The 21,744-nt window shown below is 72.3% G+C and carries 24 protein-coding genes; 6 read left to right on the top strand and 18 right to left on the bottom strand.

What is annotated here, in order from left to right:
* Nucleotides 1-100: 100 nt before the first annotated feature.
* Entirely contained in the window at nucleotides 101-1,453 is a 1,353-nt protein-coding gene (locus DEJ25_RS01355) for an APC family permease (RefSeq protein WP_110903646.1), read from the top strand.
* Between the two features lie 128 nt (nucleotides 1,454-1,581).
* Here DEJ25_RS01355 and DEJ25_RS01360 read toward each other — a convergent pair whose 3' ends face one another.
* The 6 genes from DEJ25_RS01360 to hxlB all read right to left on the bottom strand — a co-directional run bounded on the left by DEJ25_RS01360 (nucleotide 1,582) and on the right by hxlB (nucleotide 6,357).
* Complete coding sequence (locus DEJ25_RS01360) at nucleotides 1,582-2,214, bottom strand: PepSY domain-containing protein (protein ID WP_110903645.1); 633 nt, start codon at nucleotides 2,212-2,214, stop codon at nucleotides 1,582-1,584.
* A 79-nt stretch (nucleotides 2,215-2,293) separates the two neighbouring features.
* Nucleotides 2,294-3,640, bottom strand: coding sequence for a HAMP domain-containing sensor histidine kinase (locus DEJ25_RS01365; RefSeq protein WP_258366179.1), 1,347 nt, complete (start codon nucleotides 3,638-3,640; stop codon nucleotides 2,294-2,296).
* On the bottom strand, nucleotides 3,633-4,310 hold the full coding sequence (locus DEJ25_RS01370) for a response regulator transcription factor (protein ID WP_110903644.1): 678 nt from the start codon (nucleotides 4,308-4,310) through the stop codon (nucleotides 3,633-3,635). The genes DEJ25_RS01365 and DEJ25_RS01370 overlap by 8 nt, the downstream gene beginning before the upstream one ends.
* Before the next feature lie 160 nt (nucleotides 4,311-4,470).
* The gene (locus tag DEJ25_RS01375) at nucleotides 4,471-4,938 is read right to left on the bottom strand and encodes a hypothetical protein (protein WP_146236721.1); all 468 of its coding nucleotides are present in this window, start codon (nucleotides 4,936-4,938) and stop codon (nucleotides 4,471-4,473) included.
* A 196-nt stretch (nucleotides 4,939-5,134) separates the two neighbouring features.
* The gene (hxlA, locus tag DEJ25_RS01380) at nucleotides 5,135-5,764 is read right to left on the bottom strand and encodes a 3-hexulose-6-phosphate synthase (protein WP_110903642.1); all 630 of its coding nucleotides are present in this window, start codon (nucleotides 5,762-5,764) and stop codon (nucleotides 5,135-5,137) included.
* A gap of 20 nt (nucleotides 5,765-5,784) precedes the next feature.
* On the bottom strand, nucleotides 5,785-6,357 hold the full coding sequence (gene hxlB, locus DEJ25_RS01385) for a 6-phospho-3-hexuloisomerase (protein WP_111043529.1): 573 nt from the start codon (nucleotides 6,355-6,357) through the stop codon (nucleotides 5,785-5,787).
* 113 nt (nucleotides 6,358-6,470) lie between these two features.
* Between hxlB and DEJ25_RS01390 the strand changes: the two genes are divergently transcribed.
* Nucleotides 6,471-7,295, top strand: a complete 825-nt coding sequence (locus tag DEJ25_RS01390; RefSeq protein ID WP_110903640.1) for a LuxR C-terminal-related transcriptional regulator — start codon at nucleotides 6,471-6,473, stop codon at nucleotides 7,293-7,295.
* A 179-nt stretch (nucleotides 7,296-7,474) separates the two neighbouring features.
* Here DEJ25_RS01390 and DEJ25_RS01395 read toward each other — a convergent pair whose 3' ends face one another.
* Together DEJ25_RS01395 and DEJ25_RS01400 are read right to left on the bottom strand one after the other, a co-directional pair.
* Nucleotides 7,475-8,161, bottom strand: coding sequence for a response regulator (locus DEJ25_RS01395; RefSeq protein ID WP_111043530.1), 687 nt, complete (start codon nucleotides 8,159-8,161; stop codon nucleotides 7,475-7,477).
* Nucleotides 8,158-10,650 (bottom strand): ATP-binding protein, encoded by a 2,493-nt coding sequence (locus tag DEJ25_RS01400; protein WP_111043531.1) that lies wholly within the window; start codon nucleotides 10,648-10,650, stop codon nucleotides 8,158-8,160. Before DEJ25_RS01400 ends, DEJ25_RS01395 begins: the two co-directional genes overlap by 4 nt.
* Nucleotides 10,651-10,842: 192 nt before the next feature.
* Here DEJ25_RS01400 and DEJ25_RS01405 point away from each other — a divergent pair, with 192 nt between their 5' ends.
* Complete coding sequence (locus DEJ25_RS01405; protein WP_111043532.1) at nucleotides 10,843-11,610, top strand: Abi family protein; 768 nt, start codon at nucleotides 10,843-10,845, stop codon at nucleotides 11,608-11,610.
* Nucleotides 11,611-11,621: 11 nt separating this feature from the next.
* Here DEJ25_RS01405 and kdpC read toward each other — a convergent pair whose 3' ends face one another.
* The 7 genes from kdpC to DEJ25_RS01435 all read right to left on the bottom strand — a co-directional run bounded on the left by kdpC (nucleotide 11,622) and on the right by DEJ25_RS01435 (nucleotide 17,883).
* Complete coding sequence (gene kdpC, locus DEJ25_RS01410; protein WP_111043533.1) at nucleotides 11,622-12,227, bottom strand: potassium-transporting ATPase subunit KdpC; 606 nt, start codon at nucleotides 12,225-12,227, stop codon at nucleotides 11,622-11,624.
* Nucleotides 12,224-14,371, bottom strand: coding sequence for a potassium-transporting ATPase subunit KdpB (gene kdpB, locus DEJ25_RS01415; RefSeq protein WP_111043534.1), 2,148 nt, complete (start codon nucleotides 14,369-14,371; stop codon nucleotides 12,224-12,226). The genes kdpC and kdpB overlap by 4 nt, the downstream gene beginning before the upstream one ends.
* Complete coding sequence (kdpA, locus tag DEJ25_RS01420) at nucleotides 14,371-16,053, bottom strand: potassium-transporting ATPase subunit KdpA (protein WP_111043535.1); 1,683 nt, start codon at nucleotides 16,051-16,053, stop codon at nucleotides 14,371-14,373. The genes kdpB and kdpA overlap by 1 nt, the downstream gene beginning before the upstream one ends.
* Nucleotides 16,053-16,142 (bottom strand): potassium-transporting ATPase subunit F, encoded by a 90-nt coding sequence (locus tag DEJ25_RS01425; protein WP_111043536.1) that lies wholly within the window; start codon nucleotides 16,140-16,142, stop codon nucleotides 16,053-16,055. The genes kdpA and DEJ25_RS01425 overlap by 1 nt, the downstream gene beginning before the upstream one ends.
* On the bottom strand, nucleotides 16,139-16,330 hold the full coding sequence (locus DEJ25_RS16345; RefSeq protein WP_111236908.1) for a hypothetical protein: 192 nt from the start codon (nucleotides 16,328-16,330) through the stop codon (nucleotides 16,139-16,141). The genes DEJ25_RS01425 and DEJ25_RS16345 overlap by 4 nt, the downstream gene beginning before the upstream one ends.
* Nucleotides 16,331-16,388: 58 nt before the next feature.
* Nucleotides 16,389-16,772, bottom strand: a complete 384-nt coding sequence (locus tag DEJ25_RS01430; RefSeq protein ID WP_111043537.1) for a cupin domain-containing protein — start codon at nucleotides 16,770-16,772, stop codon at nucleotides 16,389-16,391.
* Nucleotides 16,773-16,869: 97 nt separating this feature from the next.
* Entirely contained in the window at nucleotides 16,870-17,883 is a 1,014-nt protein-coding gene (locus DEJ25_RS01435; RefSeq protein ID WP_111043710.1) for a YafY family protein, read from the bottom strand.
* 104 nt (nucleotides 17,884-17,987) lie between these two features.
* Between DEJ25_RS01435 and DEJ25_RS01440 the strand changes: the two genes are divergently transcribed.
* Both DEJ25_RS01440 and DEJ25_RS01445 read left to right on the top strand, forming a co-directional pair.
* Nucleotides 17,988-18,410 (top strand): VOC family protein, encoded by a 423-nt coding sequence (locus DEJ25_RS01440; protein WP_110903632.1) that lies wholly within the window; start codon nucleotides 17,988-17,990, stop codon nucleotides 18,408-18,410.
* A gap of 71 nt (nucleotides 18,411-18,481) precedes the next feature.
* The gene (locus tag DEJ25_RS01445) at nucleotides 18,482-19,246 is read left to right on the top strand and encodes a hypothetical protein (protein WP_111043538.1); all 765 of its coding nucleotides are present in this window, start codon (nucleotides 18,482-18,484) and stop codon (nucleotides 19,244-19,246) included.
* 26 nt (nucleotides 19,247-19,272) lie between these two features.
* On the opposite strand, the gene DEJ25_RS01450 is transcribed toward DEJ25_RS01445, so the two are convergent.
* Nucleotides 19,273-20,100, bottom strand: coding sequence for a putative RNA methyltransferase (locus tag DEJ25_RS01450; RefSeq protein WP_111043539.1), 828 nt, complete (start codon nucleotides 20,098-20,100; stop codon nucleotides 19,273-19,275).
* 120 nt (nucleotides 20,101-20,220) lie between these two features.
* On the opposite strand from DEJ25_RS01450, the gene DEJ25_RS01455 reads away from it, so the two are divergent.
* The gene (locus DEJ25_RS01455) at nucleotides 20,221-21,159 is read left to right on the top strand and encodes an aldo/keto reductase family oxidoreductase (RefSeq protein ID WP_111043540.1); all 939 of its coding nucleotides are present in this window, start codon (nucleotides 20,221-20,223) and stop codon (nucleotides 21,157-21,159) included.
* 39 nt (nucleotides 21,160-21,198) lie between these two features.
* On the opposite strand, the gene DEJ25_RS01460 is transcribed toward DEJ25_RS01455, so the two are convergent.
* Complete coding sequence (locus DEJ25_RS01460) at nucleotides 21,199-21,396, bottom strand: hypothetical protein (RefSeq protein WP_110903628.1); 198 nt, start codon at nucleotides 21,394-21,396, stop codon at nucleotides 21,199-21,201.
* 48 nt (nucleotides 21,397-21,444) lie between these two features.
* Nucleotides 21,445-21,714 carry a hypothetical protein gene (locus DEJ25_RS01465; protein WP_111043541.1) on the bottom strand — a complete coding sequence of 90 codons (270 nt, stop codon included), beginning with the start codon at nucleotides 21,712-21,714 and terminating at the stop codon, nucleotides 21,445-21,447.
* Between the last annotated feature and the right edge of the window lie 30 nt (nucleotides 21,715-21,744).

Consider the following 21,744-nt stretch of genomic DNA (forward strand, 5'->3'; position numbering starts at 1 on the left):
CCGCTCCGCCGCGCCGGGTTCCAGGTGGGGAGCGTGCCGCGCACGTCCGGGGAGCGCGGACCTGGACCCGCGTCCAGCCGGGCCCCGGGACGCTCGCGACATGACCACTGACACCTCAGCGCCGGCGCAGGACGGGACCGGATCGAAGCTCAAGCAGGCGATCACCGGTCCCCTGCTGTTCCTGTTCATCCTCGGCGACGTGCTCGGCGCGGGCATCTACGCGCTCATGGGCACCCTGTCCAAAGACGTCGGTGGTGCGCTCTGGGCGCCGCTGGTGCTCGCCCTGCTGCTGGCGCTGCTGACCGCCGGCTCGTACGCCGAGCTCGTCACGAAGTACCCGAAGGCCGGTGGTGCCGCGGTGTTCGCGGAGCGCGCGTACAAGGTGCCGCTGGTGTCGTTCCTGGTCGGGTTCTCGATGCTCGCCGCGGGTGTCACCAGCGCCGCGGGTCTGTCGCTCGCCTTCGCCGGTGACTACCTCGGGACGTTCATCGACGTCCCGCCGGTGCCGGCCGCGATCGTGTTCCTGGCGCTCGTCGCCTGCCTCAACGCCCGCGGCATCTCGGACTCGCTGCGGAGCAACGTCGTGATGACGATCATCGAGCTCTCCGGTCTGGTCATCGTCATCGTCACGGTCGCCGTGATGATGGGCGGCGGTGGTGGTGACGTCTCGCGTGTCGGCGCGTTCCCCGCGGAGGCGAACCCAGCGCTCGCGACCCTCAGCGCCGCGATCGTCGCCTACTACTCGTTCGTCGGCTTCGAGACGTCGGCGAACGTCGCCGAAGAGGTCCGCGAACCCCGCAAGGTGTACCCGCGAGCCCTGTTCGGCTCCCTCGCCACCGCCGGGGTCGTGTACGTGCTCGTCGCGCTGGCCAGTTCGATCGCGCTGCCCGCGTCGGAGCTGTCCGACTCGAGCGGCCCGCTCCTGGCGGTCGTCGCCGCGACCGGCGTCCCGATCCCCGAGTGGGTGTTCAGCATCATCGCCCTGGTCGCCGTCGCGAACGGCGCCCTGCTCACGATGATCATGGCGAGTCGCGTCACCTACGGCATGGCCGAGCAGCGCCTGCTGCCGCGCCTGCTCGGCAAGGTCCTGCCGAACCGGAAGACCCCGTGGACGGCGATCATCGCGACGACCGTGGTCGCGATGCTCCTGACCCTGGTCGGCGACGTGGGCACGCTCGCCGAGACGGTCGTCCTGCTGCTGCTCTTCGTGTTCATCAGCACGAACATCGCGGTCCTGGTCCTCCGCAAGGACCGGGTCGAGCACGAGCACTTCCGGGTGTGGACGTTCGTGCCCGTGCTCGGCGTCGCGTCCTGCATCCTGCTGCTCACCCAGCAGAGCGGGCAGGTCTGGCTGTACGCGGCGGTGCTGCTCGCGGTCGGCGTGGTCCTGTACTTCATCGCCCGTGCCACGCGGGGTCGGGAACGCACCGACTCGGAGACGTCGGCCCGCTGACGGTGGTGGGGCGGGCCTCCCGACCGCTCTGGAGGCACGCCCCACGTCCACCACGCCGCTCGCCCGACCGCATCGCACCCCGTCCGACGCATCGGTGCAGGTCGCGGGCCCGGCTCGCGCCGGCGGGGTCAGTCGTCGGTGTCGACCGTGTTCGTGACGACCTTGCCGCTGCCGGCGTCGATGCGGACGCTGTGCGTCCTGCCGGAACCGCCGAGGACGTCGCCCTCCCAGACGACCGCGCCCGCGTGGTCGTCCAGGCCGAGCTCGGTGACGGTGCCGGAGACGGTCTTCGTCAAGGTCGAGGCGGCCTGCGCGACCGAGAGGTCGGCGGCACCGACGAACCGCTCGTTCTCCGTGACGTCCTCGGCGTCCGAGGTCTCCTTCGTCGGGCCCGCGGTGGTGCGCTGGCCGTCGGCGTCCACGTGGACCTCCTGCTCGTCGCCGTCGGAGGTGACGACGAGGACCTCCCACGAGGTACCGCCGGCCTCCTGCTCGATCGACGTCACGGTGCCGGAGCCGACGGCCTTCCGGGCGGTCCCGGCGGCGGCGATGAGGGCGTCGTTCCCGGCGGCGCTGCCGGAGGTGGAGGCGCTGGCACCGGTGCTGCCCTCGGTCGCGGCGGCTGCCGGAGCGGAGGCTGCCGGTGCGGCGTCGCGGTCGTCGTCGTCGGACGAGCAGCCGGCGAGCGCCAGGGCCCCGACGAGCGGGAGTGCGGTGAGGAGCGCGATGCGGCGGGTGGTGGTCTTCTTCGTGGTCTGCATGTGCCCACCCTGGGCAACGGGCACTGAAGCAGACCTGAAGCGACCTGGGGCGACGCCCGGACAGCCGGACGTCGCCGCTTCAGTCCTGCAGCAGCGGCAGCCGCACCGTGAACCGCGCTCCCCCGCCGGGCGCCGCCGACACCGTCACGCTGCCGCCGTGCCCGCGGACGACGGCGTCGACGATCGCGAGCCCCAGCCCGGATCCGCCGGCGTCCCGCGCCCGGCCCTCGTCGAGTCGCACGAAGCGCTCGAACACCCGGGTCCGGTCAGCCTCGGGGACGCCGTGCCCGTCGTCGTCCACGGTGAGCACCGCACCACCACCGTCGGTCCGGAGAGCGACGACGACCGCGTCCGCGGCGTGCCGGACGGCGTTGTCGACCAGGTTCCGGACCACCCGTCCGAGCAGCCGGTCGTCACCGCTGACCCGCGCGGGGGCGACACCGGACACGTCGACCCGGATGGCCGCGCCCTGCGCCGAGCGCGGCCGGGACGCCTCGGCGAACACGAGGTCGTCGAGGTCCACCGCACGGTCCCGGTCGCGTCCGCGTTCGTCGACGCGGGTGAGCAGGAGCAGCGACTCGACGAGCTCCTGCAGCCGGGCACCCTCGTCGAGCACGACGTCGGCGAGGTCCGCGGTGCCGGTGACATCCGGGTGGGCGCGGGCGACCTCGGCGTGCTGCCGGATCGTCGCGAGCGGGGAGCGGAGTTCGTGCGAGGCGTCGGAGACGAACTGCCGCTGCGCCTGCTGCGACGCCTCGAGCCGTCCGAGCATCCGGTTCATGGTCGCGGCGAGCCGGTCGACCTCGTCCCCGGACCCCGGTTCGTCGACGCGGGCGTGCAGGTTCGTGCCCTCCACGTCGTCGACCTCGCGGCGCATGCGGTCGACCGGACGGAGCGCACGGCCGACGACGAACCAGGTCACGAGCGACATCAGTGCCACGACGACCGGGACCGCGACGAGCAGCAGCACGCTGACGGTCCGGACGGCGGCGTCGGCGTCCTCGAGGGGAGCGCCGACGACCAGGACCCCCTCCCCGCCGCCCGGCAGGTCGACGTCGTCGGCGACGAGCAGCCACCGGTCGCCGTCGTGCCGGGTGCGGGACTGCTCGGCGGTGTCGAGCGGCCGGGTGGGAGTGTCGTCGGCGCGGGCCAGCACCCGGCCGTCGCCGTCCTGCAGTTGGGCCAGCACGTCGTCGTCCTCCGCCTCCACGGCGGTGGGGCCGTCGGCCTCCACCCGGGTGGCGAGGCCGTCGAGCGTCTGCTCCGCCGACGACCGGACACCGTCGGACAGCGAGCTCCGCAGGACGCCGACGAAGGCGACCGCCCCGATGACGAGGGCGACGAGGACGACGAGGGCCGCGCCTCCCGTCGCCCGCGCCCGGATGGAGACGGGTCGGCGAGGGCGACGGGGCGGGCGCTCAACCACCGTCGACGTCGAGGCGGTACCCGGCCCCGCGGACGGTCTCGATGGCGTTCCGGCCGAACGGGCGGTCGACCGTGCGGCGGAGGTGACCGACGTAGACCTCGACGATGTTCTGGTCGCCGGTGAAGTCGTCGTCCCAGACGTTGGCGATGACGTCGCGCTTCGACAGCACCTGGCCGGGGTGGCGCATGAGGTACTCGAGGACCGTGAACTCCCGGCTGGTCAGGTCGAGCAGGACGTCGCCCCGCCACACCCGTCGCTCCGCCGGGTCCAGACGCAGGTCACCGGCCTGGAGGACCGTGGGGCGTTCCCGGGACCCCCGCCGGACGAGCGCACGGAGACGCGCGACGAGCACCGGGAACGAGAACGGCTTGGTCACGTAGTCGTCGGCACCGGCGTCGAGGGCGTCGACCTGGTCCCACTCGCCGTCCTTGGCGGTGAGCATGAGCACCGGGGTCCAGTTCTCCTCGGTGCGGAGGGCCTCGCACACCTTCCAGCCGCTCATGCCGGGCATCATCAGGTCGAGGACGATGGCGTCGTAGGGGTTTTCACGGGCGTACCAGAGCGCGTCGACCCCGTCGTGGGCGACGTCGACGGCGAACCCCTCGGCCTGCAGCCCGTTGCGGATGCCCTCGGCGAGCCGCACCTCGTCGTCGACCACCAGCACGCGCATCGTCCGAGCATGGCGGGGCGGCCTGAACCGGCGCTGAAGTGGGTGGCGAGACGCCCCGGTCAGCCCGAGACGCCCTCTTGCGCTCGAGACGCCGCCAGATCTCGCGGCGTCCCGCCCGCTCGGCGGCGTCTCGACGGGACAGAGGCGTGTTGCGGCAAGGTCAGCGGCTGAGCGCCCAGGTCTCGATGCCCTGTGCCACGAGTCCGAGCCCGACCAGCACGCCGGCGGCACTGAGGACCATGGCCACCACGGGGCTCCAGCGCATCCGACGCCGGCGGGCCGACCACGCTGCGGAGGCGAACAGGACGACCATGACCGGCAGCGTCGTGAGTTGCAGCATTCCCCACACCCCACGGATGTGGTCCAACTGGTCCGGCGACGCCCCGCTGTCGGCTCCCGGCATGACACCGCCGAGCGGGACGCCCCAGGCCTCGGCATGTCGCACGACCGCGACCAGACCGGCGACCCAGAGCAGGACGCCGACGCTCGTGGCGACGGCCAGCGTGTGCGCCAGCTCACGGGACGGGCGTTCGGCCCGCTCCACCGTTCCGCGCTCGGCCCGGGGCGGCCTGGCCGTCCACCGTTCCCAGTCGTCGTCCTGCCCCCACGCATCCCACCCCGAAGTCATGGCTCCACGGTAGGCAGCGCGGTGGGACGGCGACATCGGCCGAACGGTGGTGCCGGGTCAGCCGAAGGGCTGAGCCGGCCACGGGCCTCCCGGCTCCCGAGGCGCTGCCGCGGTCCCCGCGGAACGCAACGCGGGCGGCCCCACGCAGCGGAGTACCGCTGCGTGGGGCCGCCCACGTTGAGTCTTGTGGAGAGGACTACGCGGCGTCGATCGCGGCGCGGATCTCGGCGGCGGCAGCGCCGACGTCCGAGGCGCTGTAGATCGCGCTGCCGGCGACGGCGACACGGGCACCCGCGGCCTTGACCGAGGCGACCGTGGCGGCCTTCACACCGCCGGCGATCGAGAACGGCACGCCCGAGGCCTTGCCCTCGTCGAGGAGCGTGTCGAAAGTGAAGCCCTCTTCGGCCTGCTCGTCGAGGCCGGCGTGCACCTCGACGAACTCGACGCCGAGCTCGGTCACCTCACGGGCACGGGCGGCCTTGTCGGGGACGCCGATCAGGTCGACGACGATGCCCTTGCCGTGCTTCTTCGCCGCAGCGACCGCACCGACGATGGTGCTGTCCCCGGCGACACCGAGCACGGTGACCAGGTCAGCGCCAGCCTGGAACGCCATGTCGGCCTCGAGCTCACCGGCGTCCATAGTCTTGAGGTCGGCGAACACGATCTTGTCCGGGTGGGCTTCCTTCATCGCCGTGATGGCAGCGACGCCGGCGCTCTTCACGAGCGGGGTGCCGAGCTCGAGGATGTCGACGTGCGGGGCTGCCGCGGCGGCGAGTTCGAGGGCGGTCTCGGTGGAGAGGGTGTCGATGGCGAACTGGAGCTGCATGGTGGTTCCTTCCGGAGGGGTCATTCGAGGTTGGCGTGCCGCGGCCAGAGGTCGTCGGCGGAGTGTCCGCTGCGCTGCCAGAGCGCGTGGAACAGCGCGTCGCCGAGCAGGACGACGCCCTGCTCGAACAGGCTGCCGGCGTACTGGGCCGATGCGGTGCCGGATCGGTCGGTCTTCGTCGCTGCCGGCAGCACGAGGGTGACCTCAGCCAGCTCGGCGAGCGGCGACGAGGACGTGGTCGACACGGCGACGACCGTCGCGCCGACGTCCACCGCGGTCCGTGCGGCCTGCACGATGCTGCCGGTGGTCCCGGAACCGCTCGCGGTGAGCAGGACGTCGCCCGGTTCGATCGCGGGAGTCGTGACCTCGCCGACGACGTGAACGTCGAGGCCGAGGTGCATGAGCCGCATCGCGGTCATCCGCAGCGCGAGCCCGGACCGTCCGGCGCCGTGCACGAACACGCGTTCGGCACCGTCGAGCAGGTCGAGCGCCCGGTCTGCGGCGCCCTGGTCGCCCTCGGCCACCCCGTCGACGAGGTCGTCGAGTTCGTGACTGACGAGGTCGAGCGCGGCGGCGAGCGTCTGTTGGGACATACAACGAGCATGCGCGTCGACGTCTGGACACGCCGCTACCCGACACGGCGGGCGCCCCACCCGTTCGAACGGCTCCCTGTCCACGGTTGGGCAGGGCGGGTAGGTTCGTCCGGATGGACACGCAGCACGGCCGGGAGGCCCGGATCACCCCCGCCGAGCACGCTCGCCTCCTCGCGGACCGGACAGACCGACACACGCTCACGCTGGAGTCCGTGCTGGCGGTGCTCCGCTCGCCCCGGGTCGGCGACGCCGCGGCCCGGGCTGAGGCGGTCGAGATCGCGTCGGCCGCGCTCGTGGACCTGCGGACGTCGACGGACCGGCAGCGCGAGGTCCTGCTGGAGCCCGTCGCCGGGGCGTTCTCGCGCCTCCGTGCCGACCTGCGACCCCTCGTCCGGTTCGGTGACCTCGACGTGCAGTTCGTCGAACCCCCCGCGAACGGACGTGCGCTGCCCGGGGACGTCGCGCACGCTGCCCGGGCCGTGGTCCGGACCGCGGTGCTGACCCTGGTCGACGAGGGGCGGGCGAACCGCGTCCGCATCCAGTGGGACTGCGACGGCCGGAACCTGCTCATGCAGCTCCGCGACGACGGTGCCGGGACGCACGACGTGCAGGACGACGCGATGCGACCGATTGCCGAACGTGTCGCGGCGCTCGCCGGGCAGATGCGGGTGGACTCGACGCCCGGGTGGGGGTCCGTGATCGACGTGACGGTGCCGCTCGACCCGCCTGTCGCCTCCGCTCCGGGACCCGAGGACTCCGACCTGACTCCCCGCGAACTCGACGTGCTGCGGCTCGTCGCGACCGGCGTCGGCAACCGGGAGATCGCCGACGGGCTCGGCATCTCCGTGAACACGGTGAAGTACCACGTGGCGAACCTGCTCCGGAAGCACGGTGCCCGGACCCGCGCGGAGCTCGCGGCGCACGCCCACGCCGGCTGAGCGGCGCACGGGCGGTCCGCGGCGGCCGGACGGTCGCCGGATGTCACCGCCCAACAGCATCCCGCTCGAACCACGGGATGCCGCGGTGCGAGCAGGACACGGTTGTGCTCGGCCGAACGGCACCAGCGAAACCGGCGGACGCGGTGCCGGCAAGACAGCAGCAGCGCCGCCGCGTCGGATCAGCCGGCCGGTGCGAACCGGTAGCCCATCCCCGACTCGGTCACCAGGAACCGCGGGCGCGACGGCTCCGGCTCGAGCTTCCGCCGCAGCTGCGCCATGTACAGCCGCAGGTACCCGGAGTCGTTGCCGTGCGTCGGCCCCCACACCTCCGTCAGCAGCATCTCGCGCGTCAGCAGCCGATCGGGGTTCGTCACCAGGACCTCGAGCAGCCGCCACTCGGTCGGGGTCAACCGGATCGCCGGACCGTCGGGAGCGGTGACCTGTTTGGCGACGAGGTCCACCACGAGGTCGCCGATCCGGATCGTCGGCGTGGCCTCCCCGGCCGCCGGTGCCCGCCGCCGCCCGAGCGCCCGCAGTCGCGCCAACAGCTCGTCCATCTGGAACGGCTTCGTCACGTAGTCGTCGGCCCCGGCGTCCAGGGCGTCGACCTTGTCGCCGGAGTCCGTCCGCCCGGACAGCACGAGCACGGGGACCTGCGACCACCCGCGGATGCCCTCGAGCACCCCGATGCCGTCCAGCCGCGGCATCCCGAGGTCGAGCATCACGATGTCCGGCCGCTCGGTGATGACGGCGTCGATGGCGGCGCGACCGTCGCGGGCGGTGACGACCTCGTACCCGCGCGCACCGAGCGTCACGGCGAGCGCCCGCACCAGCTGCACGTCGTCGTCCGCGATCAGGACCTTCATCTGCCCACCACTCCCAGGTGTCCCGCGATCGGCAGGCGCACCACGACGGTGAGGCCACCGCCGGGGGTGTCATCGACCTCGATCGTGCCGCCCATGCCCTCGGTGAACCCGCGCGCGAGCGCCAGGCCGAGTCCGAGTCCGGTGTCGTTGTCCGTGTCCCCGAGGCGCTGGAACGGTTGGAACACGTCTTCGCGGCGGTCCTCGGGGATGCCCGGCCCACGGTCCGCGACCCGGAGCTCGACGCCGCCGGCGAAGGCGCTCGCCGCGATCCGGACGCGCTCCCCGTCCGGTGAGTACCGGACGGCGTTCGCCAGCAGGTTCACCACGACGCGCTGCAGGAGCACCGGGTCGGCGAGGACGGGCGGCAGCTCGGCGGGCAGGTCGAGGTCGACGTCCTCCGGGCCGAGTTCGAGCTCGTCGAGTGCGGGGGCGACGACCGTGTCGAGCGACGTCGGCACGGGGGCGGCGGCGAGCACCCCGGCCTGCACCCGACTGACGTCGAGCAGGTCGGCCAACAGCACCGCCAGCTGACGGAGGCTCTCGTCGGCGGTCGCGAGCAGGGCCTCCCGGTCGGCCTCGCCCAGCCGGACGTCCCGCGCGCGGAGGGACTGCACGGCGGCGGAGGCGGCCGCGATCGGTCGCCGGACGTCGTGGCTGACGGCCGCGAGGATGGCGCTCCGGACCCGGTCGACGGCTGTGATCCGTTCGGCGTCGACGGCGGTGCGGGTGAGCGCGCGGTGTTCCAGGGCGGCGTCGAGCTGCTGCTCGACGACGCGCAGCAACCGCCGCTGGGTGGGGTCGTCGGGTGCGCCGGCGAACTCCAGGACGGCACCGGACGGGAGGCTCGTGGCCGCGTCCGGCGTGTCCCCGAACGCCCCCGACGTGGCCGGCACCTCGTCGCCCTGGCGGACGCGGACGCCGGCGAAGCCGAAGGCCTCGCGGGTGCGCTCGACGAGGGCCTGGAGGGCGTCGTCACCGCGGAGCACGCTGCCGGCGATCCCGACGAGGAGCCCGGACTCGGCCGCGGCTCGGCGTGCGGTGCGGGAGCGTCGGGCCGATCGGTCGACGACGAAACTGACGAGCACCGCGCTGACGACGTACATGACGAGCGCGAACAGGTGCCAGGGCTGCTGGACGGTGACCTGGTGCAGGGGTCGGACGAAGAAGAAGTCGAGGCTCAGGCCGGACAGCACGGCGGCGAACACGGCGGGGAGCATGCCGCCGATCAGGGCGACGACGAGCACCAGCAGCTGGTAGGCGAGCACGTCGACGGTGATCGAGTCGGGGTCGTCGGTGAGGCTGAGGAGCCAGGTCAGGACGGGTCCGGCGACCAGGGCGAGCAGGAACGCGGCCACGATCCGGGAGCGGGACAGGCTGCCGCCGAGCTTCGGCAGGGCCAGGCCACCGCCGGCGCGCTCGTGCGTGACCACGTGCACGTCGATGTCGCCGGACTCGCGGATGACGGTGCTGCCGATGCCCGGGCCGGTGAGGGCGGCGACGAGTCGGCTGCGACGGCTGATGCCGATCACGATCTGCGTGGCGTCGACGGAGCGGGCGAACCGGACGAGGGTGGTGGGCACATCGTCGCCGACCACCTGGTGGTAGGTGCCGCCGAGCTGTTCGAGCAGGGCACGCTGTCTGCCGAGGGCGCCGGGATGCCGCTCGCGGAGACCGTCGTTCGTGGTGACGTGCACGGCGGCGAGCTCACCGCCGGCCGAGCGGGCGGCGATGCGGGCGCCGCGGCGGAGCAGGGTCTCACCCTCGGGGCCGCCGGTCAGGGCGACGAGGACGCGCTCCCGGGTCTCCCACCGGTTCGCGATGCCGTGTTCGGCGCGGTAGCGCTTGAGCGCGTCGTCGACCTCGTCGGCGAGCCAGAGCAGGGCGATCTCGCGGAGGGCGGTGAGGTTGCCGAGGCGGAAGTAGTTCGACAGGGCCGCGTCGATCCGGGCGGCCGGGTACACGAGCCCGTCGGACAGCCGGTCGCGGAGGGCCTGCGGGGACAGGTCGACGACCTCGATCTGGTCGGCGGCGCGGACCACGGCGTCGGGGACGGTCTCACGCTGCACGGTGCCGGTGATCTCGCGGACGACGTCGCCGAGGGACTGCATGTGCTGCACGTTCACGGTGGAGATGACGTCGATGCCCGCAGCCCGCAGTGCCTCGACGTCCTGCCACCGTTTCTCGTGCGGGCTGCCGGGGGCGTTCGAGTGCGCGAGTTCGTCCACCAGGGCGACCTCGGGGCGTCGGGCGAGGACGGCGTCGAGGTCCATGTCGTCGAGCGCGACCCCGCGGTGCTCGACCGCCCGGCGCGGGACGACCTCGAGCCCGTCCACCAGTGCGGCGGTGGCGGCGCGGCCGTGGGTCTCGACGACGGCGATGACCACGTCGCGGCCGTGGTCGGCCATCCGGCGTCCCTCTTCGAGCATCGTGTAGGTCTTGCCCACGCCGGGGGCGGCACCGAGCAGCACTCGCAGCTTCCCTCGCTTCACGCGCTCATCCTCTCGTGTTCGACGTTGACGGCACGGCCATTCACTGATATGTTGGTGTCAATCGTTCCCGCCAAGGCTCGAGCTCACGCTTCCTCAAACCGGCGGGACTTTTCATTGCTCATGATGTTCCCTGCGCTGTAGTTGCTGCCGGCTTGCCCGAGATCACGATCATCCGTCGTCCTCAGGAGCCACATGTCGCACCACCCGCTCGCCGTCTCGGTCCACCGACACGAGCAGTTCCGGCAGGCGTTGCGCGCTCACGAGCTCCCCACGTCCGATGCTGCCGTCGACCGGCTCCAGGAGTTCGACGGCGAGTTGCGAGCCGTCCTGCTGTCCCTGATCGAGCGGATCGAGCTCGCGCTCCGTGGGCGCCTCGACGAGGCCGGAACCGAGACGGCCGGAGCGTTCTGGCACCTCGAGCACCGCTCGTTCCGCCCACGAGCCCCCGTCGGGACGTTGCGAGCTCGGTTCGCGCACGCGTTGGCGCAGTCGCACGACGCCGACCTGCGCGATCGTCCGCTCGACGACCTCCCCTTCGCCGTCCTGGCCGAGGAGCTCAGCCTCGGCACGCTGTCCCGGACCGCCGGCGCGGTCGTCCCCCGGCTCCAGGAGCAGGTGTCCCGGTCGTTCCGCATGCCGCAGCCCACCTTCCGCGCGACCCTGCAGCACATCACCCACGTCCGGAACTGCTGCGCGCACCACGCCCGACTCTGGGGTCGACCCCTCGGCGTCCCGACGCCGCACTACCGGCGACCGACAGACCTCGTGGAGCGGCTGGCCGGAGCGCCGGTCCGGAGTCCGTACCGCTCGGTCGTGCTCATCGACCACCTCGCCAGCACGGCCCGGCGGCCGTGTTCCCGGTCGCAGAGGCTGACGGAGCTCCTGGCGTGTCACCCCGACCTCCTCCACGGACTCCACCATCCGGGAGGGCAGCAGCGAGCCGAGGAGGGGTCGGAGTGAGCGCGTCACGATCAGGGCGCGGTCCGCGCCAGGGCCAGGTTCAGCTCGAGGACGTTGACCGTGGGAGCACCGAGAACGCCGAGCTGGCGAGCCTCGGTGTGCGACGCGACCAGGGCACGTACGCGCGACTCCGACAGGCCACGGGTCGACGCTACTCGGGCGATCTGCAGGCGCGCGTACTCGGGGCTGATGTCCGGGTCGAGTCCCGAACCGGAGGCCGTCAGCGCGTCCGCCGGGACCTCGGACGCGGGCACCCCGTCGGCCTTCGCGATCGCGGCCCGGCGCTCCTCGACCGCCTTGGTCAGGTCGGGGTTCGACGGGCCGAGGTTCGACCCGGACGAGGCGTTCGCGTCGTACCCGTCCTCGCCGGCGGCCGACGGGCGGGACTGGAACCACCGGTCCGCGTCCTTCCCGGTGAAGGACTGGCCGATGAGGGAGGACCCGACGACCTTGCCGGACGGGTCGGTGACCATCGAGCCGTTCGCCTGGTCGGAGAAGGCCGCCTGGCCGACGCCCCACACCGCGAGCGGGTAGGCGACGCCGAGCACGACGGTGGCGAGGACGGTGAGGCGGACGGCCACACCACTGGAGCGGAGGAAGGAGCGAGTGGAAGTCATGACGAGAACCCCGGGATGAGACCGACGACGAGGTCGATGAGTTTGATGCCGATGAAGGGGACGATGACGCCGCCGAGCCCGTAGACGAGCAGGTTGCGGCCGAGGATCGACGACGCCGAGGCCGCGCGGTACTGCACGCCACGCAGGGACAGCGGGATGAGCGCCACGATGACGAGCGCGTTGAAGATGATCGCCGACAGGATCGCCGACGCCGGAGAGTGCAGCCCCATGATGTTGAGGGCCGCCAGTCCCGGGAACGCAAGCTGGAACATCGCCGGGATGATCGCGAAGTACTTGGCGATGTCGTTGGCGATCGAGAACGTGGTGAGCGCACCACGGGTGATGAGCAGCTGCTTGCCGATCCGGACGACGTCGATGAGCTTCGTCGGGTCCGAGTCGAGGTCGACCATGTTGCCGGCCTCCTTCGCCGCGGTCGTCCCGGTGTTCATCGCCACCCCGACGTCCGCCTGCGCCAGGGCCGGGGCGTCGTTCGTGCCGTCGCCGGTCATCGCGACGAGGTTGCCGCCCTCCTGCTCCCGGCGGATCAGCGCGAGCTTGTCCTCCGGGGTGGCCTCGGCGAGGTAGTCGTCGACGCCGGCCTCGGCCGCGATGGCCTTGGCGGTGCGCGGGTTGTCGCCGGTGATCATGACGGTGCGGATGCCCATGCTCCGCAGCTCCGTGAACCGCTCGGCGAGGCCGTCCTTGACGACGTCCTTGAGGTGCACGACGCCGAGCAGCTGGACCGCGCCCGAGGCGTCGCGGCGGCCGACGACGAGCGGGGTGCCGCCCTGGTCGGAGATCTCCGCGACGGTCGCGTCGATGGCGGCAGCAACACCGCCGTCGCCGGTGTCCGCCCAGGCCAGCACTGCGGCCGCGGCGCCCTTCCGCACCGAGGACCCGTCGGGCAGGTCGACGCCGGACATCCGGGTCTGCGCGGTGAACGGCACCTCGACCCCACCGGCCGGGAGGGACGTGGAGACCCCGGCGGCGAGCGCCAGGTCCACGATCGAGCGGCCCTCGGGTGTCCCGTCGGCAGCGCTCGACAGCGCCGCCGCTTCCATGAGCGAGACCTCGCTCACACCCGGCACCGGGACGACCCGCGAGGCCCGTCGATTGCCGTACGTGATCGTGCCGGTCTTGTCGAGGAGCAGCGTGGTGATGTCACCGGCGGCCTCGACCGCGCGACCGGACATGGCCAGGACGTTGTGCTGCACGAGCCGGTCCATGCCGGCGATGCCGATCGCGGAGAGCAGCGCCCCGATGGTGGTCGGGATGAGGCAGACGAGCAGCGCGATGAGCACCGTGATGCTGACCGTCGAGCCGACGAGCCCGGCGATCGGCTGGAGCGTGAGGCAGACGATCACGAAGACGATCGACAGCGACGCGAGCAGGATGTTCAGCGCGATCTCGTTCGGCGTCTTCTGCCGGGCAGCACCCTCGACGAGGCGGATCATCCGGTCGATGAACGTCTCGCCCGGAGTGGAGGTGATGCGCACCACGATTCGGTCGGACAGCACCCGGGTACCCCCGGTGACGGCGCTGCGGTCACCGCCGGACTCGCGGATCACCGGGGCCGACTCGCCCGTGACGGCGGACTCGTCGACCGAGGCGATGCCGTCGACGACGTCTCCGTCACCGGGGATCACCTCGCCGGCGACGACCACCACGTGGTCACCCTTCGCCAGGTCGACCGAGGCGACGTCCTCGGTGTCGGCGGAGAGCGCGGCCGGATCGGCGGCCGAGTAGCCGACGACACGGCGGGCCGTGGTCGTCGAGCGGGTCTTGCGCAGCGTGTCGGCCTGCGCCTTGCCGCGCCCCTCGGCGACGGACTCGGCCAGGTTCGCGAACACGACCGTCAGCCAGAGCCACACGGCGATAGCGATGGTGAAGGAGGACGGGACGGGCGCGCCGGAGTCGGACGCGCCTCCCGACCGGGTGAAGGGCTCGACGACGGCGGTGACCGTCGTCAGGGCGGCGCCCACCTCGACGATGAACATCACCGGGTTCTTCCACATCAGCCGGGGGTCCAGCTTGCGGAACGCACCCGGGAGGCCCGCCGCCAGTTGGCGAGGTCCGAAGGCCGACGGGCGTCGGCCCGGTTGCTCAGCGGTGTGCTGCTCCGTCTCGGGAGTCAGGGTGGTCATCAGGACAGTCCTTCTGCGAGCGGGCCCAGTGCGAGCACCGGGAAGTACGTGAGTGCGGTGACGATGACGGCCACGCCGCCGAGGAGCACGATGAACAGCGGCCGGTGCGTGGGCAGCGTGCCGACGGTCGCCGGCACCTTGTCCTGTGCGGCCAACGACCCGGCGAGCGCCAGGACGAACACCATCGGCACGAAGCGGCCGAGCAGCATCGCGACGCCGAGCGCGGAGTTCATCCACGTCGTGTTCGCGGTGAGGCCGCCGAACGCCGAGCCGTTGTTGTTGCCGGCGCTGGTGAACGCGTAGAGCAGTTCGGACAGGCCGTGGTTGCCGGGGTTGAACAGCGATGTGCCGAGCACCTGCTCGCGGACGCCGGGGATCAGGAGCGACAGGGCCGTACCGGTGAGCACCACGGTCGGGGTGACCAGGATGTACAGCGCGGCGAAGGTCATCTCCTTGGCGCGGATCTTCTTGCCGAGGTACTCCGGCGTGCGGCCGACGAGCAGCCCGCCGATGAAGACCGTGATCACGGCGAGCACGAGCATGCCGTAGAGGCCGGAGCCGACACCGCCGGGGGTGACCTCGCCGAGCATCATGTTGACCAGCGCCATCATGCCGCCGAGCGGGGTGAAGCTGTCGTGCATGGCGTTCACCGCGCCGGTGGACGTCGAGGTCGTCGCGGTGGCGAAGAGCGTCGAGCCGAGGATGCCGAAGCGGACCTCCTTGCCCTCCATGGCGGCACCGGCGGCGTGGGTCGCGGCTCCGCCACCGGCGAGTTCGGCGAGCGACATGGCCGACAGGGACACCAGGAAGATGCCGCTCATGACGCTGACGATGGCGGTGCCCTGGCGGGTGTCGCCGACCATCTTCCCGAAGGTCCTGGGCAGCGAGAACGGGATGACGAGCATGAGGAAGACCTCGAACAGACTCGTCCAGGCCTGCGGGTTCTCGAACGGGTGCGCGGAATTGACGTTGAAGTAGCCGCCGCCGTTCGTGCCGAGCTCCTTGATGGCCTCCTGCGAGGCGACGAAGCCGTCCGGGATGTGCTGCGCGCCGCCGGTGAGCGTCGTGACGTCGGTCCCGACACCCCAGGACTGGATGACCCCGCCGGCGACGAGCACGAGCGCGGAGACGAAGGCCAGCGGCAGGAGCAGCCGGCCGGTGCCGCGGACGACGTCCACCCAGACGTTGCCGAGCGTGCCGGACCGCCGCCGGGCGAACCCGCGGACCAGGGCGACGGCGACCGCCAGGCCGACGGCCGCCGACAGGAAGTTCTGCACTGCCAGACCGGCCATCTGCACGGTGTACCCGAGGGTGGCCTCGGGCGAGTACGACTGCCAGTTCGTGTTCGCCACGAACGACGCCGCCGTGTTGAACGCGAGCGCCGGTCCCACGGCGGGAAGCCCGAGGTCGCCCGGCAACACCACCTGGATGCGTTGGAGCAGGTAGACGAGCAGCAGCCCGGCGACGCTGAACAGCAGCACGCCGCGCAGGTACGCGGCCCACGACTGCTCGGCGTCGGGGTCGACGCCGATCAGGCGGTAGACCCCTCGCTCGACGCGGCCGTGGCGGGTGCTCGTGAAGACGCGGGCCATCCAGTCGCCGAGCGGCCGGTGTGCAACGACGAGGAGCAGCACGACGAGGGCGACCTGGGCGATGCCGGCCCAGGTCTGCGCGGCGCCCATCAGAACCGCTCGGGGCGGACGAGCGCCCAGACGAGGTACACGACAGCGGCGATGCCGAGGACGGCGGCGGCGATGGTGATCGCGATCACAGCCGCTCCACCCCCTTGGCGATCAGTGCCACCACGCCGAACACGGCGAGGACACCGGCGACGACGAAGACGTCGAACACGTGGGACTCCTGGAGATCGAGGTGCCCGCGGCAGACGCCGTGGACCGCACCGGTTGTGGTGCGGTACCGATGCTGCGTCCGGGGGCGGGCCTCCAGGCCGGTCCTCACGGTTCCCTGACGCCCGGCTGGGCGACACGTGCGGAGCGCTAACGGCTCCGAGCCGGCCTCAGCGGAAGTCGTCGACCTGGTCCTCGACCGGGACGGTGCCCTCGACCACGACGTCACCGGTGTGCGCGGTCGTGACGGTCTCGATGAGGACGATCTCGACCTCCTCGTCCGCGATCGGGTTGTGCTGCACTCCTCGGGGGACGACGTGGAACTGACCGGGCGTGAGCACGACCTCCTGGTCGTCGGGCAGCTGGATGCGGAGCCGGCCGGAGACGACGAGGAACATCTCGTCCTCGGCGTCGTGGACGTGCCAGACCAACTCACCGAGCAGCTTCGCGACCTTCGAGTACTGCTCGTTCACCCGCCCGACGACCCGTGGCGTCCAGTGGGCATGGACCTGTCGGAGTTCAGCGGCGAGGTCGATCCCGCGGCGAGCAGTCATGACCTGATCATCGACCCTGGACCGCACGTCCAGCAGGTCGACGGCGCCAGCGATGGAGTCCCCTGGTTGGAGGAGTCGGACCGCAGCGCGCTGCCCGTCATGCCGGTCCTGCTCCGCGAGTCCCGGCCGCAGCGAGCCGCGCGGCCACCCGGACGACCGCGTCCCGCAGGGCCGCGGGCGCGGTGACGGCGAAGTCGGCGTCGAAGCCGGCGAAGACCGCTGCGAGCGCAGTCCACGACCACGAGCCGGTCGTGAGTCGGCAGGTGCCGTCGCCGAGGTCCTCGAGGACGGCGTCCTCGGCCACGTACGGGGCGATGGCGTGCGCCGACACCTGCAGCACCGCCGTCCCGACACACGGCCAGGCCGAGCCACCACCACCGGCACCACCCGTACCGACCGTGCCGTCCGCGCCGCGGAAGCGGGCTGCGACGAACGCCGCCGGGTCGCCGCCCGGGACGGCCCGGGGGACGAACGGGAGGCCCGTGGGCACCTTGGGCGCGATCCGGTCCACCCGGTAGGTGCGCCAGTCCACCGCTTCGGTGTCCCACGCGAGCAGGTACCAGCGGCCGGCCCGCGCCAGGAGTGCGTGTGGTTCCACCCGGCGGGGTGGCCGGTCGTCCTCCGCTCCCGGCGGCCAGGCGGGCATGTAGCCGAAGCGCAGGACGGTGCGGGTCCGTACTGCCTCACTGACGGCGACCAGCACCGCGGGGTCGACGACGACGGCTCCGGGCGTGGTGACCACCTGGACGGCGTCGATCCGGTGCCGCAGGCGGGACGGCATCACCTGCCGGACGGTCGTGAGCGCACGTGCTGCGGCCTCGGCGATGTCCGCGCCCGAAGCCGGCGCGACGGCGAGAGCGAGGGCGATCGCCACGGCCTGGTCGTCGTCGAACAGCAGCGGCGGCAGGTCCGACCCGGCCGAGAGCCGGTAGCCGCCGGCCGGGCCACGGAGTGCGTCGACCCGGTACCCGAGTCCCCGCAGACGGTCGACGTCCCGTCGCACGGTCCGCGGGCTGACGTCCAGCCGCCTGCCGAGGTCGTTGCCCGACCACTCCCGGCGGACCTGCAGCAGGGACAGCAGCGACAGCAGTCGGGAGGACGGAGCGGGCATGACCCCGAGCATGCCAGGAGGAGCGGACAGGATCTGACCGCATCTGCCGCGATGCTGCTCGGGACGAGGCCGACCGGCGCTCGCACCGACGACGAGGAGTCGACATGACCATCACCACCATCCCCCACGTGAACTTCGACGGACAGGCCGCCGCGGCGCTGGCGTTCTGGAGCGCAGCCCTCGGCACCGAGCCCGTCGTCGTGACGTACGGACAGAGCGGCGCCGTCGCGGACCCGGCGTGGGCGGACCGCGTCGTCTGGGGCCAGGTGACCTCGGTGAGCGGCGTCCGGGTCATGGCGTTCGACGTGTGGCCCGGACAGCCGTACGACCAGGGCACGAACAGCTCGTACGTCTACCTGAGCGGCACGGACGCGGACGAGATCCGCTCGGTGTGGGCGGGCCTCCAGGAGGGTGCCGAGGTGCGACAGCCGCTCGGGCCGTCGGCGTGGTCCCCCCTGGCCGGCCAGCTGCGCGACCGCTTCGGTGTGGTGTGGGCCCTCGACGTGCCGGCTGAGCAGCAGCACTGACGACCGACGGCGGCGCGGATCGACGGCGGTACGTCCCGGACGCGACCGCCGTCGATCCGTACGCTGACCGGATGGGGACCACGATCACATCCGTGACCATCGCCTTCGTCATCGCCGCCGTCGTCCCGGTGGTCGTGACGTCGGCCATCCGCCGGGGGGACCGGAAGCGGAAGCACCAGCGCGTGCTCGCCGGGGCGGCCCCGGACGCACTGTTCACCGTGCGGCCGAGACGGTGGCAGCGGGTCGTCCTGCGGACCATCGGCATCCTGGTCATCGTCCTCGGCGGCGTGCTGCTGCTCGGTGCGGCCTCGACCACGGACGACCCGGACGCGTTGCCGATGGGCATCGCAGGCACTGTCGCTCTGCTCGGCGGGGTCGCGTTCGTCCTGCTCGCCAGCGCCCTGGCACGGACGCGGATCGATGCGCTGCCGGACCGGCTGATCGTCCGGAAGGGCTTCCGGACCGAACGCGAGGTGCACCACACCGCCATCGCGTCGATCCGCCCCTGGACCGGCCCGTACGGCGGGATCCAGGCGCGCGACCCGGAGGGGACAGTGCTGTTCGACACGGTGTCGATCGCCATCGGCTACCCCGATCTCGAGGCCTGGCTCGCCGAACGGGCGCCGTGGGCATGGGTCGCGTACGCGGGGGCAGGCACGCCGGCGCCGAACTGGCCCGCAGCGGGCGCTCCGGCACAGGGCTGGCCGGCACAGGGCCGGCCGACACAGGGCGCCCCGTACCCGGGCGCTCCCGGGCAGGGCTGGCCGACGCAGCGCGGTCCGGCCGAACCGTGGCCGACACCCGACGACACGGAACCCGGCACCCGTCCGCGCTGACCCCGGTCGAGTCCGACGCTCGTCGCTCAGCGCGCGGGCGTCCAGGTGCTGACGGTCACCGCTGCCGTCACCGTCTCCGGCGAGAACACCGTGTCCGCCGCCACGTGGTGGTGACTCGGCCCCATGTGCACCACGTCGTGCACGTCCTCGGCGGTGAGTTCCATCGTCCAGGTCAGGTCCTCGGTCGAGCGCAGCGTGAACGCGGGCCTCAGGCTGTCGTGCAGCCGGCGTTCCTTCTCCGGGTCCACGCTGATCGTGGCCGCCGCGAGTTCCGCCAGGTGTCCGACCCGGGGCGTGACGACGACGAGCACGCCTCCGGGGTGCAGCACCCGGGCGTACTCGTGCTGGTTGCGCGGCGCGAAGACGTCGAGCACGACGGCTGCGGCGTGGTCGACGACCGGGAGGCGCTCGGTCACGTCCCCGACGACGGCACCGACGTGCGCGTGGATGCGTGCCGCGCGGCGGATGGCGACGGCCGAGAGGTCCAACGCGACCCCGAGCCTCCCGGCAGCATCGCCGTGGGGCGTGCCGTCGAGCGCGTGCGCGAGGTACGTGCCCGGGCCGGAGCCGACGTCGAGGACCACGCCGGGTGCGGTCGCGTCGGCGACCACGCTCGTGAGCGCCCGCTCGACCGGCGCGTAGTGACCGCGACCGAGGAAACGCAGCCGCGCGTCCACCATCTCCGGGGTGTCCGCGGTGAGCGCTCGACGTTTCACGGGCAGGAGCGTCAGGTGGCCCTGCTTGGCCTCGTCGTACCGGTGCCCGTTGCGGCAACCGGCCTGCCCCGGGGCGGTGCGGGCGAGCGGCTCGGTGCACACCGGGCACGCGAGCACGGGCAGCAGGTCGTCACGCACCGGTCCAGGGTACGGGGCGGCGGGACGGGTGGCCCGGTGCGGTGGTCGCGGTCGGGGAGCGCCCCCGGGGGTACGGCCAGGGCCTGGCTCACACGGGTGGCCGCTGGCAGGATCGGTGGGGTGAAGACACTGGAGTTGCCACAGACGGACCTCACCGCCTCCGACGTGATCGTCGGGATGATGCGGATCAACGACATGAGCGACGAGGACATCCGTTCGCTCTACACGGCCTCGCGCGATGCGGGCGTGACGATGTTCGACCACGCTGCCGTGTACGGCGTCTGGCACGGCTGCGAGGAGCGCTTCGGCTCGGCGGTGACGCTGTCGTCCTCCGAGCGGGCCGACATCCAGCTGCAGACGAAGGTCGGCATCCGGCCGACGGAGCACGGCGCGTACTTCGACTTCTCGTACGAGCACATCCTGTCCTCGGTCGAGGAGTCACTCACCGCCCTGCGCACGGACTACGTCGACGTGCTGCTGCTGCACCGCCCCGACGCCCTCGTCGAGCCGGAGGAAGTGGCCCGCGCGTTCGACGAACTGCACGCCGCCGGCAAGGTGCACCACTTCGGTGTCTCGAACCACACCCCGGGGCAGGTCGAGCTGCTGAAGAAGTCCGTGCGGCAGCCGCTCGCGTTCAACCAGGTGCAGCTGAGCATCACACACGCGAACGTCATCACGCAGGGCCTCACCGCGAACATGGGCGGGCTCGACCAGTCCATCGACCGCGACAACGACATCCTCAACTACTCGCGTCTCAACGACGTGACGCTGCAGGCCTGGTCCCCGTTCCAGAAGGGCTTCTTCGACGGCGTCTTCCTGGGCGACCGTGAGCAGTACGCCGAGCTGAACGACGTGCTCGAGGAGCTGGCAGCCGCCAACGGGGTCACCCCGACCGGCATCGCCGTGGCATGGATCACCCGGCACCCCGCGCACTTCCAGGTCGTCCTCGGCACGACGAACCCGCAGCGTGTGCGCGACTCGGCCGCCGGGTCCGACGTCGAACTCAGCCGCGAGGAGTGGTACCGCGTGCTCACGGCGGCGGGGCACACCGTCCCCTGAGTGGGCGGTCCCACCGCGGACGACGCGTCGGCGCAGAACTCAGGGCGCTGGCGCGTCGTCCTCGTCGGGCTCACGCGGAGGCAGCGCTGCCGCGGGGTCCGCTGACCCACCGGACACGACCTCGAACCGGATCCCGAGCGCGGCCGGGTCGTCGTCGAGCTCGAGCCCGTCGCCGCTGGCCTGCTCCTCGGGGATGGCGAGACCCTTTGACGGGTCGAACGCACTGCTCATCGACATCCGACGAGCATGCCCGGCCGACCCGGGAGTCCGCGCAACGTGCGCTGGTCAGTCGCCGAGGTCGCCCGGGTGCAGACGGTCGCCGGGATGCGGGGTCCGGAACACCGGGCCGCCGCCGGCCGCGTCCTCGTCGTCGTGTCGGACCGGGGAGTCCCCGGAGTCGCCGATCGCATCGGCGCCGGACACGTCCGCCCCGGACGGCTCGTCAGCGGGGGGAGCCGCACGCGACTCCTCCACCTCGAGCTCGTCCTGGTCGGAGCCGTCCACGGGGACGTCGCTGCCCTGCTGCTGGGGATCGAACGGTGCACTCATCGACATGGGTCGAGTGTGCTCCGCCCAGGTGGACGG

Origin of the sequence: Curtobacterium sp. MCPF17_011 (assembly GCF_003234145.1) — a bacterium.
In the GTDB taxonomy this organism is placed as follows: Bacteria; Actinomycetota; Actinomycetes; order Actinomycetales; family Microbacteriaceae; genus Curtobacterium.

Excerpts from the sequence above, each read along its gene's own strand:
- DEJ25_RS01355 (WP_110903646.1), top strand. The coding sequence starts at position 101 with ATGACCACTGACACCTCAGCGCCGGCGCAGGACGGGACCGGATCGAAG.
- DEJ25_RS01360 (WP_110903645.1), bottom strand. The coding sequence starts at position 2,214 with ATGCAGACCACGAAGAAGACCACCACCCGCCGCATCGCGCTCCTCACC.
- DEJ25_RS01370 (WP_110903644.1), bottom strand. The coding sequence starts at position 4,310 with ATGCGCGTGCTGGTGGTCGACGACGAGGTGCGGCTCGCCGAGGGCATC.
- DEJ25_RS01375 (WP_146236721.1), bottom strand. The coding sequence starts at position 4,938 with ATGACTTCGGGGTGGGATGCGTGGGGGCAGGACGACGACTGGGAACGG.
- hxlA (WP_110903642.1), bottom strand. The coding sequence starts at position 5,764 with ATGCAGCTCCAGTTCGCCATCGACACCCTCTCCACCGAGACCGCCCTC.
- hxlB (WP_111043529.1), bottom strand. The coding sequence starts at position 6,357 with ATGTCCCAACAGACGCTCGCCGCCGCGCTCGACCTCGTCAGTCACGAA.
- DEJ25_RS01390 (WP_110903640.1), top strand. The coding sequence starts at position 6,471 with ATGGACACGCAGCACGGCCGGGAGGCCCGGATCACCCCCGCCGAGCAC.
- DEJ25_RS01395 (WP_111043530.1), bottom strand. The coding sequence starts at position 8,161 with ATGAAGGTCCTGATCGCGGACGACGACGTGCAGCTGGTGCGGGCGCTC.
- DEJ25_RS01405 (WP_111043532.1), top strand. The coding sequence starts at position 10,843 with ATGTCGCACCACCCGCTCGCCGTCTCGGTCCACCGACACGAGCAGTTC.
- kdpC (WP_111043533.1), bottom strand. The coding sequence starts at position 12,227 with ATGACTTCCACTCGCTCCTTCCTCCGCTCCAGTGGTGTGGCCGTCCGC.
- kdpB (WP_111043534.1), bottom strand. The coding sequence starts at position 14,371 with ATGACCACCCTGACTCCCGAGACGGAGCAGCACACCGCTGAGCAACCG.
- kdpA (WP_111043535.1), bottom strand. The coding sequence starts at position 16,053 with ATGGGCGCCGCGCAGACCTGGGCCGGCATCGCCCAGGTCGCCCTCGTC.
- DEJ25_RS01430 (WP_111043537.1), bottom strand. The coding sequence starts at position 16,772 with ATGACTGCTCGCCGCGGGATCGACCTCGCCGCTGAACTCCGACAGGTC.
- DEJ25_RS01435 (WP_111043710.1), bottom strand. The coding sequence starts at position 17,883 with ATGCCCGCTCCGTCCTCCCGACTGCTGTCGCTGCTGTCCCTGCTGCAG.
- DEJ25_RS01440 (WP_110903632.1), top strand. The coding sequence starts at position 17,988 with ATGACCATCACCACCATCCCCCACGTGAACTTCGACGGACAGGCCGCC.
- DEJ25_RS01445 (WP_111043538.1), top strand. The coding sequence starts at position 18,482 with ATGGGGACCACGATCACATCCGTGACCATCGCCTTCGTCATCGCCGCC.
- DEJ25_RS01460 (WP_110903628.1), bottom strand. The coding sequence starts at position 21,396 with ATGTCGATGAGCAGTGCGTTCGACCCGTCAAAGGGTCTCGCCATCCCC.
- DEJ25_RS01465 (WP_111043541.1), bottom strand. The coding sequence starts at position 21,714 with ATGTCGATGAGTGCACCGTTCGATCCCCAGCAGCAGGGCAGCGACGTC.